Consider the following 17,528-nt stretch of genomic DNA (forward strand, 5'->3'; position numbering starts at 1 on the left):
GTAAGGTTTGACTAAGCTTAAAAACTAAAACTGGGTTCAGCAAGTATGCAAACACAGCGGTTTCTCCCTTGATGCTTGGCTTGATAGAGCGCTTTGTCGGCACAGCGAATTAGCTCGTCAGTGTCGATGGCTTCATGCCCAGAAAATGTTGCGCTACCAATACTAATAGAGAGTACTCCAGAGGTTGCATGTGGGTGTTCAATGTTTAGTTCACGAATGTTTGCCAAAAGCTTATGGGCAATAAATTGTGCCCCTTGAATATCGGTGTCTGGCAATACACATAAAAATTCTTCACCGCCATAACGAATAGTAGTATCGGTTGGGCGGTTAACACTTTTTTTGATTTCATCAGCAACACGTTTTAGGCATTCGTCACCTTGTTGATGACCAAGAGAGTCGTTGTACTGTTTAAAGTAATCAATATCGAGCATTAATACCGAAAGGGCTTTATCGTTTCTGACGGCTAAACGAATGTTTTGATCAAGGGTGTTTTGTAAAAATCGTCGGTTGTTTAAACCTGTTAGGCTGTCGTGCTCACAAAGACTTTTGAGTAAATCGGCTTGTTTTTTTAAGGTCAAATGTGCTTTTACGCGATTATGTAATGTGACGCCATAAACCGGTTTTGAGACAAAATCGACGGCGCCTGCTTGCCAGCACCTATTTTGGTCATCTTGATCCATAATAGCGGTAATAAAAATCACCGGTATATCGTTGTACTGGGTGTGTTTTTTTAATAGCTTGCAAACATCTAGGCCGCTCATAGAGCCAAGCATCACATCAAGCAGTATTAAATCTGGCTTAAGGGTTTCGCACAGGTGCAGCACGTTTTCACCGCAATCTGTGGTGTGAGTTTTATAGAAGGGCGCGAGCAAACTTTCTATTACGGTTGTATTAATTGGTTCATCATCAACAATCAAAATAACAGAATCATTAAGCTTTAAATCTGTGCTACTAGCTACCGGCTGCAAACTATTCCCTCCACGCGATGAATAAAGCATAGACCGGATTTTGGGATTTTCTACAACTTAAGAATTAAAAAATTATTTTTTATGTTGGCGTGTCTGCTGAGATAGGACTAGAGTTTTTTTAAGTACTATTTACAGAGGCGATGGGTATGCTTTTTTCTCATCATGATCATTCACACAGCAAAGTGCTTGTTGTTGATGATGAGCCGACTAGTTTGATGATAATGGCCGAGTCATTAAGTGACCTTGGTGAGATTGTTTGTTGCGATAATGGCACACAAGCAATTGAGAAAGCTGCTTTCTTTCAGCCCGATGTGATTTTGCTCGACATTGAAATGCCTGGTATGAATGGCTTTGAAGTATGTCAAAAGCTTAAAAACAACCCAAGAACCGCACAAAGTCATGTGATTTTTGTCACCTCGCATAATGAGCAAATTTTTGAATATCAGAGTTTTGCAAGCGGCGGAATTGATCTTATTCATAAACCCGTTGATTTGAACATTTGTCGCCTAAGAGTACAAAACCAGTTAAAGCTTAAACACCAAGAGGCGCAAATACTGGCTGCAAAAAATGATATTTCGACACTCGTTGCGCAAGTACCTGTGTATATATCTTACTGGTCAAATACTGAGGAAAACCTCTTTAGTAATGATGAAACCTGCCATTGGTTTTCAAAAACCAGCGAGCAAATGCTTGGTTGTTCCGCTAAAGATGTATTACCAGATGAATTGTATGAGGCTTTTCACCGCTGCTTAACTGAGGGCATAGAGCAAGAAGTTTTAAATATTCAGCTGCCTAGCCCTCGCAATAGAATTGAATATGTTCGAGCGCAAATAAATTTAAGAATAAAAGAGCAAGAGGTTGTTGGTGTCATTCTTACTCTTTCGGACATCACCTCAATTACCCATACAAAAAAACTGTTATCGAATGAGTCAGAACGTTTACGGGTTATGCTTAATTCTATTGGTGATGCCGTAATAGCTACAGATAATAATGCAATTATTAACTTTATGAACCCTATTGCTGAGCGATTAACGGGTTGGCACGCTGAAGAAGCAAAAGGACGCCATATTGAAGAGGTAATGCAACTCACTGATGCCACATCAAACAAAAAAATTATCAATCCAATTTCTGTTGCTTTAAAAGAGCAGCGCATTGTGGCGATGGCGTTAAATAGTCAATTAACCGGGCTTGATGGACGAGTTTATAGAGTCGAAGATTCAGCTGCGCCAATACGGGATATTGAAGGTAACATCATCGGCGGTATTATCGTGTTTCATGATGTCAGTGAATCAATCGCGATGGCCGTGAAAATGAGTCATTTAGCAAATCATGATTTACTAACGGATTTGCCTAATCGGGTGTTATTGCATGACAGGGTCACCCATGCATGTAAAGTTGCTCGCAGTATGAAGAAAAAAGTGGCCTTAATGCTGATTGATATCGACCACTTTAAATATTTAAACGACACCCTAGGTCATCATCAAGGCGATTTAATTATTAAGCATGTGGCTAAACGGCTTGAATCACTCATCGATTTGAATACCACGTTAGCCCGAATTGGCGGTGATGAATTTGTGATTTTATTACCTGACGTGCAGAGTACTACTGTGGTCGATGCCATTGCCAGCGATATTATTAACACCATGAATGAGCCGTTTCGTATTGATAGCCAAGAGTATATTTTATCGGTCAGCGTGGGGGTGAGTGTTAACCCTGCGGACTCTACTCAAGCAGAAGAGATGATGACTCATGCCGATGCAGCCATGTACCGTGCGAAAGAGCAGGGACGTAACCGTTTTTGCTATTACTCCGATGACTTAGAGTATCAATTTAAGCAGCGTCAAAGCGTTGAAAAGCTCTTAAGACATGCTATTGAGCAAGATAAGATTGAGGTGTTTTATCAGCCGAAACTAGCGCTCGCAACCCGGAAAATCATTGGTGTAGAAGCCTTAGTGCGACTAAGAGATAACGACAATAAACTTATTTCACCACTGGATTTTATACCCCTTGCTGAAGAAACAGGCTTGATTCATGCGCTAGGTAAGTCAGTGCTTAAGCAAAGCTGTATCGCTGCTAAAGAGTGGGCTGATAAAGGCCATAATATAAAAGTTGCCGTAAATATTGCTGCAAAACAGTTTACCGATGGTAATTTTTGTAATCTCGTTGCTGATACCATTGAACAAGCGGGGCTTGCCAGTGAACTGTTAGAGCTGGAAGTAACTGAAAGTGCGTTGATGCATGATTTTGAAGAAATAAAAATCATGCTTAATAAGCTCTCTGACTTGGGGTTAACCATTGCCATAGACGACTTTGGTACGGGCTATTCAAGTTTGTCGTATTTAAAACTCTTCCCCGTCGATGTACTCAAAATAGATCAATCTTTTGTGAGAGATATGCTCACTGATACGCAAAGTATGGACATTGTTAGAACCATCACTAGTTTAGCGCATACCTTGAATTTACAAATAGTGGCTGAAGGTATTGAAGAAAAGCAGCACTTAAATAGTTTAATCGATTTAGGCTGCGAGCTTGGGCAAGGGTACTATTTTCATAAGCCCATGCCCAAAGAAGAGTTTGATAAGCTATTAGGTTAAGCCATGGTGTGGCTGTATAGGATGCCACAGCCGATAAAGATAAGTGCAACACCGCCGATTGCTTCGGCCTTTTTGCCAACCCAGCCACTCATTACGTTACCAAGTAGTGCGCCGATGGTAACCATAATTGTGGTTGCTAGGCCTATCATAGCGGCTGCTAAGTAAATGTTTACTTTCATGAAAGCAAGGCTAATACCGACTGTCATGGCATCGATACTGGTGCCAACAGCGGTTAGTAATGTGGCAATGAAAGAGCGCTTGGTATTCGGTGCAAGTTCCTCTTCATCGTCGTCATCTTCTTTACGACTCTCAAGCAGCATATGAACACCCAAACCCACTAACAACACAAAGGCAATCCAGTGATCAAAGGCTTCAACGTAATCTGCACCGGCACTGCCAATTAGCCAGCCAACAATCGGTGCGATAGCTTCGATACAGCCAAACAATAAACCAAGCTTGATTGCACTCAGAACGCGAGGATTTTTAAGCGTACTGCCTTTGGTGATTGAAGCTGCAAAAGCATCAGTCGACATTGCAAGCGATAAAACGCTTAGAGTAATAATATTCAATTTTTGCGCCCCACAAAAAGTGGGCATTATACGCGGATGAGCTGTAAACAGGTAGGTTAATTTACGGCTCAAATAGCTAAGGAGCTTAATAAGCGCTGTACTGATAGTTATTCATTACAGTGCCATCTTTGGGTGCAAGTTTTGGCTCAAGTTTAATAAGCTCTTCATAAACATCAGGGACAAAAACTTTTATACGCTGGGCACGACGAAAGTGGTTAGGCTCATATTGGTCAACAAGTTTTAATGCGCTTGGCATATAGTCTGCAAGAGTTTGTGTGTTATAGCTTTGCTCCAGTGCTTGGTCGAGAATATCAAGCCCAGGTTTAGAAAAATCATGTGCAACTGCAAGGCTCATTAAAAACTTAACTGCTTCTTTTGAATGCATGCTTGCATAAAAATACATATCGTTGTTTTGCATGTCTTTTAATGAAAAATCAAAGCCACTATCGGCTAATGTTTGCCATTGTGCTAATGGTAACTTAGTAAATACAAAAAGATTTTCAGGTGCAGTTGGAGCGACTCTGTTTTGCCAAATAGACGTCAATTGTTGAGCGTTTTCTATTGTTGCTGCAAGCAACATATTTGTCTGGTGGGTACTGAGCTTTGCTGTTTGGGTAATCGTTGCAACAGTATTAAAGTCTTTTTCGACAAGTACTTCTTTGTAGGTTTGATACTGCGTTGAGGCTTGATATTTATAATCATTTAAATGCAAGAATTGCCAATTATGAACCTGCACAGGGTCGATTGCTTGAAGCGTATCGGGAGTTAGTAAGCCTTGTTGCGCTTCGAGCGCTTCTAATTCTTCGAGTGCTTGAGAGCGTGTTTTTATCGCTTCTAGTGAATTGATCCGCTGATCTATCGTTTCACACTCAGGAGTTATTTTTTTGGCTTGCTGTTTTTGTCTCTCATAGGCACTGAGTGCTTTTGATATTGCAGAGTTATCTTTTTCTTTACGTTTAAATGCTTGGTTATTTGGGATTAGCTTTAAATCTTTGAACTGAGAAAAAGCATCATTAGCAACTTGGTCGCCAACAAATAAAAGGCTACTCGGTAAAAATGAAGATTTAAGCATCAGTAGCCTATCGTTCGGTGTGTCGCGCACAAGCTCGCCGTGAGCTCGATAACCTTTATTATTTAGATAACTTAGTGTTTCTAAGTGTTTGCTCTCTAGTGGCTGTACTTCGCTATTTGAGCTGCCCTTTAGGTTTACAATGGCTATATCCATCGCTGTAAATACATTTGGCTGATTAGTGGGCTCAATACCTCGTTCACTTAACAACTTTAAAATTGGTACGTTAAATTCACTCACAGCCACATCAGCAAGGTTTAAATACAATTGTTCATCTATAAAGTCATCACTCATTGCTGTAGGCGAGCCGCCTAGCTGTGCTGTTTGAGAGATCAGTGCTGTTAAATAATCATTAGGTAAGTTGCTTTTTAAAGCCACAGCGATATCGTTAACAGTAAACTCTTTGCTGGATATTGCGTTTTCAAACTCAGTCAAACTAAGCGTATGAGCATTAGCAAGAAACAAAATAGATGGTGAAATGAGCCGTGATGGACCGATTTTAAATGGTGTTTTTAAATAGGTATTAAAATCATCGTTGTTATCTAATAGTTTGTACAATGCTGTTTTGTTTACTTGCTCAGGTAATGGAACATTAAACATCATTGAACCTGTATTTTGGCTAAGGGGTCCATTAATTGCCGTTAGTTGATTGATTGTATCTGCATCAAAATAATCAATGACCTCAAGCCCTTGCCAGCTTTTTAGTATGCTAACAGATGAGGCATATTGAAATTGCTGTTCTGCATTCTCTTTGATTGCGTTAATAACTAAGGTATTAAATGAACGGTAAGATATTTTCACAAGCTCTGAATAACTTAAAATATCTTCAAGAGAGTCGCCGTCTTTTAATGCTTGTTTAATCGCTGCCTCTATTTGACTGTGATCAGCTGCAGCTTGAGTGGCTTTTAAACTTTGTTGCTTACACTGGTGTTTGGCTAGCTTGAGCTTAGCCAGCTCTGATGCTTTACTATTTGGCTGGCTTGATGGTTCAAAGAAACTCGTAGCTTTCTTTTGTTCAGCGATATTAGCAGAAGATGTCGAGACTTTGTTGCTTATCGCTTCGATGGGAGTGGGTTTATCTAATATCAGGTAGGTCCCACAGGCACAAAGCCCTGCAAAAACGGTTAGTGACCTTTTTTCATATTCAATCCATGGATTTATTTTGCCTGAAGTGTATGGCTTTATATTTTGATGTCAATGACTTGGGGACGAAGTGCACAAATAGCCGACAAACAACTAATTTGCCGGCTTTATGCTGTAGCTTAATGCAGTTTCATTTTTGGCCTAACAACGCGTAGTACTTTTTCGCTGATCCACAGTGCAAAGGTTTTTGCACTGCCATGGATGGCACGTTGATGCATACGATAGAGCGAAATATACATAAATCGCGCTATTTTCCCCTCAATAAAAAAGCTATTACTGGTTAGGTTGCCCATTAAACTGCCTACCGTGCTGTAGCGTGACAAGTTAACTAAAGAGCCATGATCACTGTAAGTAAAGGCACTGAGTGGTTGGTCTTTGAGTGTAGCTATTAGGTTTTTTTCAACACATTGCGCCATTTGATGGGCCGATTGCGCTCTGGGTGGCACTTGTGTGCCATCTTCTTGAGTAAATGCACTGCAATCACCAATCACAAAGATATCGTTGTTTACGCTACTTTGCAGATATTGGTTCACCTTAATTTGGTTATTGCGGGTAAGCTCAAAGACACCAATGTCTTTAATGAAATCAGGGGCTTTTACACCCGCAGCCCAAACCATGATATCGGCTTTTATATGTTCATCGTTTTTGGTGATAAAGCTGTTTTCTGTGGCTTCTTTTACTTGCGTGCCTTCGCGTACTGTTACCCCTAATTTAACCAGCTCTCGTTTAGCCGAGTTTGCAATGCGCTCGGGTAAGGCGGGTAAAATTCGCGGCCCTGCTTCAATTAAATCAATGTGTAAGCGTTTAGCGGTCATTTTATTAAGGCCATACATTTTTAGCATGTCTGACACATGATAAAGCTCTGCCGACAGCTCAACCCCGGTTGCACCACCCCCCACTATGGCAATGGTTAAGGAATGTTGTGGGTCGTCATCTTGATGTAAGCGGGTGAAGTTATCGAGTAGAGCATGCTGAAAGCGCTCAGCTTGTTGGTTTGAATCAAGGTAAAAACAGTGCTTGTTAACACCTGGGGTATTAAAGTCGTTACTAACACTGCCAATGGCAAGTACAAGGTAGTCATAACTGACTTGGCGCTCAGGTAAAATACGGTGGCCAAGTTCGTCTTTTAACTCACTTAAAGTGATAGTTTTGTTGGTTTGATCTAAGTGGCAAAAGCTGCCGAGTTGAAAATTATAATGATGTTTTGCTGCATGAGCTGAGTATACAACGCCGTCTAAATCGGCATCAATCGACCCTGTCGCTACTTCATGAAGTAACGGCTTCCAAATATGGCTGCGGTTTTTATCGATTAAAAGTATCTCTGCTTGGCGTTTTTTCCCGAGTTTGTGTCCTAATTGTGTTGCTAGCTCTAAGCCACCAGCGCCACCACCGACTATCACGATTTTAGGAGGTTGGTTAATCATCACGTTGCCCTCAAAAGTATAATACCTAAACACTCTTGCGAAAAAGCGCTTAGGTATTGCAAGTCCATCCTTCAATACCCCATGGCAACGTGCTCATTGTGCGCCTTTTTGATGATTTTGTCAGTACCAGTTAAGAACTATATAGTGCGCTAAGTTATATCAACGGTCTTGGGAGATTGAGTTAAACGGGTTAACATGGCTAATTCGCAGTAAGAGACCTATCATTACCTGAAAAGGGAAATGACAGTGAGGGATCAGGATGACTACACCACTACACACTTCGTTGAATCAATACTTTGGCTTTAATGAGTTCCGCCAAGGTCAGCAACAAACTATTGAGCAGTTATTAAATCAGCAATCGTCGTTGGCAATTTTTCCAACTGGCTCAGGTAAATCTTTGTGTTATCAATTAACCGCATTGCACTTACCCAACTTGACCTTAGTGGTATCGCCATTATTGGCGCTGATGAAAGATCAAATCAGCTTTTTAAATAGCAAAGGTATTTACGCGGCAAGCCTTGATTCAAGCCAAACCAGTGAGCAAAGCCATACGGTAATGAGTGATGTGCGATCAGGGAAGGTGAAAATTTTAATGGTCTCAGTTGAGCGTTTTAAGAATGAGCGCTTTCGTGAATTTATTAAACAAGTGCCTATTTCGATGCTGGTGGTTGATGAAGCGCACTGTATATCTGAATGGGGTCACAATTTTAGGCCTGATTATTTAAAACTGCCGCGCTATCGTGAAGAGCTTAATATACCCTTGGTATTGCTACTAACCGCCACCGCCACTAAAAAAGTAAAGCGCGATATGTGTGAGCGTTTTGCTATTGCCCCAGAATGTGTGGTGCAAACTGGCTTTTACCGAAGCAACCTCGATTTATCAGTGCTCAGTGTTGCAAGCCAAGAAAAACCTCAGCAATTAGCAAGTATCATAGCCAGCCAACAAGGGGCTGGGATTGTCTATGTCACCTTACAACATACCGCTGAGCAAGTGGCCGAAGGCTTGGCAAGAGCCGGCTTTAATGCGGTGGCTTATCATGCAGGCCTTGAGGATGATAAACGCTGGCAAATTCAAGATGATTTTATGGCGGGTAAAATCAATATCGTTGTGGCAACCATTGCTTTTGGGATGGGCGTTGATAAGTCTGATATTCGCTTTGTGATCCACTATGATTTGCCAAAATCGATTGAAAATTATAGCCAAGAGATTGGCCGCGCAGGGCGAGATGGTGCGCCATCAAACTGTTTTACCCTAGCAAACCTTGATGGCTTAAATACCGTTGAGAACTTCGTTTATGCCGACACTCCCGAGCAAAGTGGGATTGACTATGTCATCAATAACATTCGTAACGAGCAAACAAATAACCAGTGGGAAATGCAAGAGTACAGCTTATCGAGCGAAAGTAATATTCGTGCTTTAGCGTTAAAAACCTTACTGGTGCAGTTAGAAATGCAAGGGGCTATTACGCCTTTATATGCTTATTACGCCGATTTTAAATATAAGTTTTTAACGGATCAAAACGAGCTACTTAGCCAGTTTGATGCTGATCGACAAGCGTTTTTACAACAGGTATTCAAACACACCGAATTTAAGAAAATTTGGGGCACACTTAATTTTGATGCGTTAACCCGTGCCACTCAAGTTGATAGAAAACGTGTGGTTGCAGCGCTCGATTATTTGGCCGAAAAAGGTCATATTGCCCTTGAAACTAAACGTATCACGCAAGTGTATGAGGTGAATAACTCGGTAATAAATCACACTGATTTAGCACAGCAACTCCATCAATATTTTATCGAAAAAGAACAGGCTGAAATTAAACGTATCGCCACTTTAGTACGCTTTTTTGAGCTAGATAGCTGCTTAAGTTATAACTTAGCTCGCTATTTTGATGACCAAAATGCACCCCAGCAATGTGGCTATTGTTCAGTGTGTAGAGGCCAGCAGGTAAAACTTAGTTATTCATTAGTGCATCAAATGCCTGCGCAAAATGTGATTGCCAGCAAAGTTGCTGAGCTTAAACAGCACTTAGCCGCTAAAGGGGTGAGTGATGTCAGCATCGATACTCAGTGCCGCTTTTTAGCGGGCATGAGCGTGCCTTTATTTACCCGCAACAAAGTCAGGCAGCTTTCAGGTTTTGGCCTTTGCGAGCAGCAGCGCTACAGTGACATTAAAGCCCTGCTACAGCAGTTGTAGCAGGGTTTTAGGTGTACAGTTTTAATACTAAAAAGTGTCAAAACTGTATACTTAACCAATTTGAATACTGGTAGTCGGGTAGGTCAAAGGTTGGCTGTGCTGGCGAGCAAAACAATAAGCAAAGGTTAATGGCCCAACCCGACCTATCAACATCAATAGTATGATGATGAGCTGACTAGGCGCACTTAAATCCCCAGTTATACCTCGCGAAAGGCCTACGGTACTGAGTGCCGAAATTGCCTCAAAGGTGATATCTAGTAACGACCCTTGTTCAAGCTTGGTGATGATCATAATGCTGGTAAAAGCGATAAATAAGTACAGTATCATGACGCTTAATGCCTTGATCACCAACTTGTCGCTCAGTTGACGGTTAAACACGGTGACCGTGGTTTGCTGTTTTAAATAGCTTCGCATCGCTAAAATTAGGATCACAAAGGTGCCTAGTTTTATGCCGCTCGCCGTACTGACTGAACCACCGCCAATTACCATCAGCAGCATAGTCAAAAGCGTTGAATCTTGACTCAAACCATCAATTGGTAGGGTATTAAATCCTGCGGTACGAGGAGTCACCGCTTGAAACCAAGCCGTTAATATTTGCTCAGACGTTGATAGCGGCGCTAATGTTGCAGGATTGGCGTGTTCAAAGAAAAAAATCAATATAAATGCGATGCAGTTGAGCACTAAGGTGGCAATTAACACCAGGCGGGTATTGGTTGATAGTAATGACCAGCGCTTTTGTTTGTAGATATCAATCAGTACGGTAAACCCTAAACCGCCGATGATAAACAAAGCGGTGATCACTACGTTTACGGTTATATCGCCCTTGAATGCCGATAAGCTATCGCCACTTAACGCAAAGCCCGCATTATTGAACGCCGAAATCGTATAAAACAGGCTGTGATAGGCGCTTTTTAGTGCGCCATAGTCATCGAACCAACTAATAAAGAGTAAGCAAAATGCTACCGACTCAATCACTAATGAATACACTAAAACATACTTAGCAACCTTGATCACCGAGGTTAAATCGTTGGTGTCAAAAGCGCGGCTAGCGAGTAAGCGTTGCTGTAAGCCTAGGGTTTTTCCTAAACTTAAAATTGAAATCACCGCCACGGTCATAAAGCCAATGCCACCTATTTGAATCAGCAACATGACCACGCTTTGACCAAGTACAGTCAGATCAGTACCGGTGTCGATGACCACCAGCCCTGTTACTGTAACCGCAGAGGTTGCCGTAAATAATGCATCGAGCCAGCTGATCGGTTGGGTGCTTGCCATTGGCAGCATAAGCAAGCTCGTGCCGAGCATAATTAACACAATAAAGCCGATAGTGAGCACTAAAGGTGGGTTTATTTTTTGCCGCTTACGGCACTTTACACCGCTAAATTGTTTAGGGTAAACATTGGCTTGCCAGTTAATCATAATGCACGAAACCGTTTTGCTAATTTAGTTAAGTAAGTTTTAGAGCCCAGGAGCACCAAACTATCGCCGTGGCGCAGTTCGGTATCGTTAGTCAGCTCTGTATTGAAGTAATCATCACGTCGTAGTGTGAGTGGTTTAATATCGCTATTACGCTCTTTGAGTAGCCAGCCAATTTTGCGACCTGAAAGCTGCAGATCAATGCCTAGTTCAACAATAAATGTGGATTGGTTAAGCGGGAAATATTGATTAACCATTGGGTAGTTAAGCGCTTGTGCAACCCTCACGCCCATTTCTTCTTCAGGGTGAATGATGCGGTCAACGCCGAGTTTACTTAGTATTTGATGGTGACTTTTGGTACAGGCCTTTACCCAAATTTGCTTTACGCCTAAGTTTTTTAAATGCAATACACATAAAATACTGGCTTCAATATTCTCGCCTATGGCCACCAATACGGCTTGGCAACTAGGTAAATCGAGCCGTGCTAATTGTGTTTCATCACTGGCATCAACCACCACAGTAAAACTGAGTTGGTCGGCATAATGATTAACGGTGCTTTCGCTAATATCGGCAGCACACACTGTATGACCTTGTTTTGAAAGTTCTAAACAGGCGGTTACGCCAAAACGTCCTAATCCGATTACTGCAAACTGAGCCATTGTCTTTCTCGCTGTTGTGGGTACGCGCTACATGCTAATGGCAAAAAAACAGAAGTCTTTAGAGAGCTTGAAAGCTTTATAAAGATTTTATGCCGAGATAAAAAAACTTTATAAAAACTTTATAGTGACAAAATTGAAAACCCTTTAATCTAATAGGGACAAAAAATAAGTGAAAAGATGATGCAGTCAGTATTCAAAATACAGTATTTAAAAGCCGCATTTTTAAGTGTGTTGATGCCACTTGTGGTGGTGCTTGCGATATTTCCGTTTCGAGAACTGTTTACAACCACCGATATTGTGATGCTACAGCTACTGTGGGTGACATGGGTTGCGGTGCGCAGTAATCGTCGTGTTGCAGCGCTTACCACCTTAGTGAGTGTTGCCTGCACGGACTGGTTTTATGTGGTGCCGTATTTTACTTTTCATATTGAAAATATTGAATATGTGGTCACTTTTTTGGTGATGTTGATTGTGGGTTTAGTGATAAGCCACTTAGCCGGGGAGCTCAATACCAAGGTTCGCGATGTGCAAGCCCATGCAAGTAATAGTCGCTTATTGTATGAATTAGCTAAAAAGCTTAATGATCTCGATAGCCTTGAGGAACAAAAGCAGCTGTTTTTAACAACCATGGCCGCACATTTAAAGGTTGCGTGTGATTGGCAGTTAACAGCGTCTAAGCAGTTTATTTATTTAAATGAGCAACAAGCTGAATTTGGCGGCATCGCGTTTGCCAAATCACTTAATGCAGAGCAACAGGCTTTGGCGAATACAGCGTGCTCTTTACTGTATCAGGTTCAAGAAAAAACTTTACTACGCGAGCAATCTGCGGCGATAAAAGTACAGGCGGAGCTAGAGAGGTCAAAAAACACCTTATTACGGAGTTTATCCCATGACTTACGCACGCCATTAGCGACCATTATGGGCGCATCAAGCATGTTGGCTGATGATGATATCCAACTAAGCTCTGAGGTTATCAAAGAGCAAGCTGCTAATATTTATGAGCAAAGTAAAATTCTTAACCAGCACTTTGATAAAGTCATGGAGCTCAGTAAAGTGAATAAGTTAGCTGAGAATATTAAATGGCAAAAACTACCCATTTTGACCTTAATCAGCGAAGCTAAATCACGCCGTCAGCAACAACTACAAAACTTTAAACTGCATATCGAAGCTCAGCAACAAAGCATCTGTTTTGGCGATGAAACCCTACTGGAAATTGCCTTTGCCAATATGCTCGAAAACGCAGCTCGTTACGGAAATGGTTCGGCGAACATGCAATTTATTGAAACACAAGACGAATACCAAATTGTGTTAACTAACCCTTTTGCGAATAAGCACGAGACAAGTCAAGATGAAGGCGTTGGCTTAGGGAGTGTGATCTGCGATGTGGTTGCTAAATGTCATCAGGGGCGCTTTGAATTAACCCTCAATGAGCAGACAAAGCAGGCAACAGCTAAATTAATTTGGAGTAACAGTCGTGGCTAATATTTTGGTTTTAGAGGACTCACCGCCTCTGCAAAGTTTTTTAAAAACACTATTAAAAGCCAGTGAACATGAAGTCAGTGTGTGCGCCAAAGGGCTTGATGCGTTTGCACTTTTAAGCCAGCAGCAGTTTGATTTAGTGCTGCTTGATTTAGGCTTACTCGATATGGATGGGCAAGATTGGCTGGTGGAGTTTAGGCAGTGGAGTCTGCTCCCGGTATTAGTACTTTCTGCACGGGATGGCGAAACAGAAAAAGTCACCGCCCTTGATAACGGCGCCAACGATTACCTAACTAAACCATTCAGCGCAAACGAATTATTAGCGCGTATTCGGGTGCTTCTGCGCACACAAACAACACCAAGCCTAACGTTGCAATGTGGCGATATTCACATCGACCCGCATAAGCACGTGGTCCGTAAAGGTGCTGAAGAAGTTAAACTAACTAAAAAAGAGTACGCTATTTTGCTGTTGTTATTTCAGCAAAAAGACAAGGTGTTAACGCATAACGCCATTTTATCTGAGGTGTGGGGCGAGCAGTATATTAATCGCCCTGAATATGTTCGTGTACATATTGGTCAGTTAAGACAAAAGCTTGAACAAAATGCGGCGAGTCCTAAACATATCTTAACCGAGCCTGCCGTAGGTTACCGCTTAGTTGAATAAACTATCGCTTAACAACGCTTTAAGTTGTGTTTGTCACAGACCTTAGGTACTGTTTTGGGAAATAAAATAATAAAGCGGAAATCTTTCATTGGCTATGCATCAAAACACTGGGCAAGGCATTAGTTCACTGTCGAATACCCAGCTTGAAGACGTGATTGCAGAAATTGAGCAAGCTATAGAGTGGCATCAGTCATGGTATAAAAATGTATTAAGATGCTTAATTGCAGATACTCCCGCAAATGAACAAGACTTAGCAGATAATGCTCATAACCTCTGTCGCTTTGGGCAATGGTTTAATAAGCTTCCCGAGCAGACCCTAAACCTTCATCCATATTTTTCAGAAATCGCTTGTGCACATAAAAAAATGCATCAAGGTGCCACGGTCCTGTTATCGTTAAAAGAGTCTAAGTCTGTTATTCCGGCTAATTTATTGGACCAGTTTCATGCCGATTTAGATAGCTTGCATGAATTATTTGAAACCCTTATTGATGAATTCTCTGAACTGCTGCACACCCGAGACCCTTTAACCGGTGCATCGAACCGAACAAATTTAGTTGAAAACCTGCAAAAAGAGCATGAGCTTTGCAAACGTAAATCGCTGAGCTGCGCACTGATAATGATCGACCTTGATCACTTTAAGCAAGTGAATGATGAGTTTGGTCATGCTGCAGGTGATAAGGTATTAATAGCCCTTGTTAAATGCATTAAATCTCATCTAAGAGAGTACGACCAATTGTATCGCTATGGCGGCGAAGAGTTTTTAGTCTGCTTACCGCAAACAGAGCTAGAAGGTGCCAAATCACTTTCTGAGCGATTAAGAGCTGGCGTTGAAGTTTTAAAAATTGAAATTGGCAAAGGTAAACACATTAATGTGACAGGCTCTTTTGGTGTTGCGTTGATAAATGCCGATGACGATATCGAAGCAGCAATCGAAAGGGCCGACCAAGCCATGTATCAAGCTAAAAAGTCAGGCCGCAATCGAGTGTCTGTGGCTTAAACTACGCTTTAACACCAGTGAATGCTTTTATTAGGCCTGCTTGATAAAACGGGTAAACGCCTGTAAAACCTGACTCGGTAATGATGTTTTCAATGACGTGAGTCTCTCTTAAAGCAACGTCATTTTCATAAGCTAGTTTTACTCTTTCAATTTGTTCAGGGCTTACTGCGGCTGATGACATCACACTTAACCAGTGACTAAGCTGCTCTGGGTAAGTTTCGCCACTTTGATTGGCACTTAAGTCTGCGCTGACAAGTAACCCGCCTGGTTTTAAACGTTTGTGAATATCAGCAAAAAATGCCACTCGTTTAGGTTCATCCACAATAAACTGCGACACTAACACGGCTGTCGCTGCATCAAAGGGCATCAAGTTTTTGAGTGAATCTACATAGCCATTATGAAACTGGCAGCGATGTGCAACCCCTGCTTGCGTTAAATTGTGTTTGCATACTTTGATCATTTCAGTCGAGGGTTCAACAGCGGTGAAGCGAAATGCGGGAAATGCCTGTGCTAAATGCAAAATTTCATTTCCGGTACCCGCTCCAACGCAGAGAATATGCGCATTGCTTAGCAGTTTGCTGAATAAAGGCGACATCATAAAATACAAGGCTTGGCTAATAGGCGCCATGTTTTGCCATTGTGAATCGTAATTAGCTGCTTGTTGATCAAATAAGGCGGTGACTTCGTGTTGTTGCATAATAAAAACTCATTAGGTAACTTTAAGTGTTACAGAAGTGGTTAGCTTACTTTATTTTAGATAACTTTAAAAGTTACTTAATGGGGCATTCATTTGTTAGGTTGATTTAAGCATATTAATTTGCTTAATTTTTAGGGTGAATGTGAGACTGAGCTATATCGCCAACAGTGTTTCGACTATGAAACGATAATAACTTTGCAAATTCAAAATCAGTTAGCTCAATGTCGTTATTCGATGTCCAGGTAACTTTGTAGCTGGTGTTACTTGGGTGTCCGTCTAGTGATAGCAAGATAGTTTTCTCGTTTGGTTGCGCTACGTGACTGATAGATATCAGTGTTTCAAAGTTTGTTGTGGCACCACAGTTTATGACTGAAACCACGGCTTGTTTGTCTTTATCTGGTGATAAGAACACTTCATATTGCTCATCACCACACCAATTTGGTGTGATAGCTGAAATACCCCAAATAAGTAACGCTAGGGTGCTAAACCCCCAAAAAATAGCAGCACCGCTATGCCAAAGTATTTTTAACGCTTTACTCATACTCGTCCTTTAGTTTCTATTGTGAGGTTTTATCAATGAAAAAAGATGTGCATTAAAGAATTGCTGTTGCTTGAACATCGCGTTTTTTAAAATGGCATCTTGCTTGAAACCTAGCTTTTGTAATAACTTTATTGAGGCGGGGTTATCCTCACACACATACGCAAACACTCTGACGATATTCGTTTTAGTAAATACCGTTTCGAGTAGCATAGTCGCTGCCTTTGCAGTGATCCCTTGTTGCCAATACTCTTTTGCCAACCAGTAACCTAACTCGGCTGAGCGATTAAATTCAAATTCACCAGGGAGCACGCTCACGCACCCAATCAATTGATCATCCAACGTGATTGCTTTTATAAGCTCGCTCCTACTGCCTTCAGTGATCCACCAGTTTGCGTCGCTTGCGGTATATGGACTCGGGATTTTATTTGAAAGAAACTGAGTGACGTTTGTGTCGTTTAAAATTGAAATTAATTGTTCAGCATCTTGTTGTTGAAAGTCGCGAAGTGAAATCACAATTGCATCTGTACCTAAAATGGTTGTTTTTATGGTTTTGTTATTGATAGCAAAGAATGAGAATGGATACTAGCAAATGTTACTTTTAATCACCTTTAATAACGATTTATGCCGCTTCGCTTTATTGGCAGTCGTTTAGGAACGGTGTATGCTAAATCTAGTTTAAGCTTATCAAAAGGATTGATATGAAGCGTGTTTTTCTATTGATTGCAGCGGTTTTTGTAACCTCTTTGCAAGCTAATACTGATGTATTATCAGTGGATCCGGTCATGCTCTCTGGCAGTGCTTTTTCATTTGAGAATGATGCCAAGCGCTACCCTAAGCAAAGTCAATTTAGCATTGTCCATAGTGTATTAATGAGCAGTGAAAGCGGTCGCCGTTTAGCGGTTGTGACGATTGAAAACAAAGCATCGGGATCGCGAATTCTTCAGGCTGACCATATTATGGCGCTATTTGCCGATGGGCGTCGTGTGCATCCTCAGAGCTTTGACGAAGGTATTAAGTTAGATGATGGCGAAAAGCGTTCTTTGACCTTATCTTTTGGTGAAAACGAATACCCGATTTTAGCGGTATACACGAGTTTAAATGAGTAAAAGGAAGA

Annotated in this window: 15 protein-coding genes; 6 read left to right on the plus strand and 9 right to left on the minus strand. The window is 41.4% G+C overall.

Translation table 11 applies throughout. From position 1 onward, the window contains the following. Nucleotides 1-17 precede the first annotated feature (17 nt). Nucleotides 18-968: a GGDEF domain-containing response regulator gene (locus tag NH153_RS11760; protein ID WP_240494367.1), complete on the minus strand. Its 951-nt coding sequence runs from the start codon at nucleotides 966-968 to the stop codon at nucleotides 18-20. 146 nt (nucleotides 969-1,114) lie between these two features. On the opposite strand from NH153_RS11760, the gene NH153_RS11765 reads away from it, so the two are divergent. Then, nucleotides 1,115-3,562, plus strand: a complete 2,448-nt coding sequence (locus NH153_RS11765; protein ID WP_063704035.1) for a two-component system response regulator — start codon at nucleotides 1,115-1,117, stop codon at nucleotides 3,560-3,562. Here the strand turns inward: NH153_RS11765 and NH153_RS11770 are convergent. The 3 genes from NH153_RS11770 to NH153_RS11780 all read right to left on the minus strand — a co-directional run bounded on the left by NH153_RS11770 (nucleotide 3,559) and on the right by NH153_RS11780 (nucleotide 7,767). Next, nucleotides 3,559-4,131 (minus strand): manganese efflux pump MntP, encoded by a 573-nt coding sequence (locus NH153_RS11770; protein WP_062564755.1) that lies wholly within the window; start codon nucleotides 4,129-4,131, stop codon nucleotides 3,559-3,561. The genes NH153_RS11765 and NH153_RS11770 overlap by 4 nt on opposite strands. An 85-nt stretch (nucleotides 4,132-4,216) precedes the next feature. Continuing rightward, nucleotides 4,217-6,001 (minus strand): hypothetical protein, encoded by a 1,785-nt coding sequence (locus NH153_RS11775; RefSeq protein WP_063704037.1) that lies wholly within the window; start codon nucleotides 5,999-6,001, stop codon nucleotides 4,217-4,219. A 461-nt stretch (nucleotides 6,002-6,462) separates the two neighbouring features. Further along, nucleotides 6,463-7,767, minus strand: a complete 1,305-nt coding sequence (locus NH153_RS11780; RefSeq protein ID WP_063704039.1) for an NAD(P)/FAD-dependent oxidoreductase — start codon at nucleotides 7,765-7,767, stop codon at nucleotides 6,463-6,465. A 259-nt stretch (nucleotides 7,768-8,026) separates the two neighbouring features. Between NH153_RS11780 and NH153_RS11785 the strand changes: the two genes are divergently transcribed. Continuing rightward, nucleotides 8,027-9,961 (plus strand): RecQ family ATP-dependent DNA helicase, encoded by a 1,935-nt coding sequence (locus NH153_RS11785; RefSeq protein WP_063704041.1) that lies wholly within the window; start codon nucleotides 8,027-8,029, stop codon nucleotides 9,959-9,961. 51 nt (nucleotides 9,962-10,012) lie between these two features. On the opposite strand, the gene NH153_RS11790 is transcribed toward NH153_RS11785, so the two are convergent. Continuing rightward, nucleotides 10,013-11,380, minus strand: a complete 1,368-nt coding sequence (locus NH153_RS11790; RefSeq protein WP_063704043.1) for a TrkH family potassium uptake protein — start codon at nucleotides 11,378-11,380, stop codon at nucleotides 10,013-10,015. After that, nucleotides 11,377-12,036 (minus strand): potassium channel family protein, encoded by a 660-nt coding sequence (locus NH153_RS11795; protein ID WP_054553462.1) that lies wholly within the window; start codon nucleotides 12,034-12,036, stop codon nucleotides 11,377-11,379. The genes NH153_RS11790 and NH153_RS11795 overlap by 4 nt, the downstream gene beginning before the upstream one ends. Nucleotides 12,037-12,213: 177 nt before the next feature. Between NH153_RS11795 and NH153_RS11800 the strand changes: the two genes are divergently transcribed. The 3 genes from NH153_RS11800 to NH153_RS11810 all read left to right on the plus strand — a co-directional run bounded on the left by NH153_RS11800 (nucleotide 12,214) and on the right by NH153_RS11810 (nucleotide 15,176). After that, nucleotides 12,214-13,518 carry a DUF4118 domain-containing protein gene (locus NH153_RS11800; protein ID WP_063704045.1) on the plus strand — a complete coding sequence of 435 codons (1,305 nt, stop codon included), beginning with the start codon at nucleotides 12,214-12,216 and terminating at the stop codon, nucleotides 13,516-13,518. Then, nucleotides 13,511-14,179, plus strand: a complete 669-nt coding sequence (locus NH153_RS11805; protein ID WP_063704048.1) for a response regulator transcription factor — start codon at nucleotides 13,511-13,513, stop codon at nucleotides 14,177-14,179. Before NH153_RS11800 ends, NH153_RS11805 begins: the two co-directional genes overlap by 8 nt. A 94-nt stretch (nucleotides 14,180-14,273) precedes the next feature. Next, the gene (locus NH153_RS11810) at nucleotides 14,274-15,176 is read left to right on the plus strand and encodes a diguanylate cyclase (protein WP_082874045.1); all 903 of its coding nucleotides are present in this window, start codon (nucleotides 14,274-14,276) and stop codon (nucleotides 15,174-15,176) included. Nucleotide 15,177: 1 nt separating this feature from the next. Here NH153_RS11810 and NH153_RS11815 read toward each other — a convergent pair whose 3' ends face one another. The 3 genes from NH153_RS11815 to NH153_RS11825 all read right to left on the minus strand — a co-directional run bounded on the left by NH153_RS11815 (nucleotide 15,178) and on the right by NH153_RS11825 (nucleotide 16,927). Continuing rightward, nucleotides 15,178-15,873 carry a class I SAM-dependent methyltransferase gene (locus NH153_RS11815; protein WP_063704050.1) on the minus strand — a complete coding sequence of 232 codons (696 nt, stop codon included), beginning with the start codon at nucleotides 15,871-15,873 and terminating at the stop codon, nucleotides 15,178-15,180. A 124-nt stretch (nucleotides 15,874-15,997) separates the two neighbouring features. Further along, the gene (locus NH153_RS11820; RefSeq protein WP_063704052.1) at nucleotides 15,998-16,414 is read right to left on the minus strand and encodes a hypothetical protein; all 417 of its coding nucleotides are present in this window, start codon (nucleotides 16,412-16,414) and stop codon (nucleotides 15,998-16,000) included. Between the two features lie 9 nt (nucleotides 16,415-16,423). After that, a complete protein-coding gene (locus NH153_RS11825) occupies nucleotides 16,424-16,927 on the minus strand; it encodes a GNAT family N-acetyltransferase (RefSeq protein WP_063704054.1) in 504 nt (167 codons plus the stop codon). A 185-nt stretch (nucleotides 16,928-17,112) separates the two neighbouring features. On the opposite strand from NH153_RS11825, the gene NH153_RS11830 reads away from it, so the two are divergent. Then, nucleotides 17,113-17,520, plus strand: coding sequence for a hypothetical protein (locus NH153_RS11830; protein ID WP_063704056.1), 408 nt, complete (start codon nucleotides 17,113-17,115; stop codon nucleotides 17,518-17,520). Nucleotides 17,521-17,528 lie beyond the last annotated feature (8 nt).

Origin of the sequence: Pseudoalteromonas gelatinilytica (assembly GCF_001641615.1) — a bacterium.
In the GTDB taxonomy this organism is placed as follows: Bacteria; Pseudomonadota; Gammaproteobacteria; order Enterobacterales; family Alteromonadaceae; genus Pseudoalteromonas; species Pseudoalteromonas gelatinilytica.

What these genes read in the sequence shown, in the direction of transcription:
- NH153_RS11765 (WP_063704035.1), top strand. Translation starts at nt 1,115, where the DNA reads ATGCTTTTTTCTCATCATGATCATTCACACAGCAAAGTGCTTGTTGTT.
- NH153_RS11820 (WP_063704052.1), bottom strand. Translation starts at nt 16,414, where the DNA reads ATGAGTAAAGCGTTAAAAATACTTTGGCATAGCGGTGCTGCTATTTTT.
- NH153_RS11795 (WP_054553462.1), bottom strand. Translation starts at nt 12,036, where the DNA reads ATGGCTCAGTTTGCAGTAATCGGATTAGGACGTTTTGGCGTAACCGCC.
- NH153_RS11790 (WP_063704043.1), bottom strand. Translation starts at nt 11,380, where the DNA reads ATGATTAACTGGCAAGCCAATGTTTACCCTAAACAATTTAGCGGTGTA.
- NH153_RS11800 (WP_063704045.1), top strand. Translation starts at nt 12,214, where the DNA reads ATGATGCAGTCAGTATTCAAAATACAGTATTTAAAAGCCGCATTTTTA.
- NH153_RS11815 (WP_063704050.1), bottom strand. Translation starts at nt 15,873, where the DNA reads ATGCAACAACACGAAGTCACCGCCTTATTTGATCAACAAGCAGCTAAT.
- NH153_RS11785 (WP_063704041.1), top strand. Translation starts at nt 8,027, where the DNA reads ATGACTACACCACTACACACTTCGTTGAATCAATACTTTGGCTTTAAT.
- NH153_RS11830 (WP_063704056.1), top strand. Translation starts at nt 17,113, where the DNA reads ATGAAGCGTGTTTTTCTATTGATTGCAGCGGTTTTTGTAACCTCTTTG.
- NH153_RS11780 (WP_063704039.1), bottom strand. Translation starts at nt 7,767, where the DNA reads ATGATTAACCAACCTCCTAAAATCGTGATAGTCGGTGGTGGCGCTGGT.
- NH153_RS11810 (WP_082874045.1), top strand. Translation starts at nt 14,274, where the DNA reads ATGCATCAAAACACTGGGCAAGGCATTAGTTCACTGTCGAATACCCAG.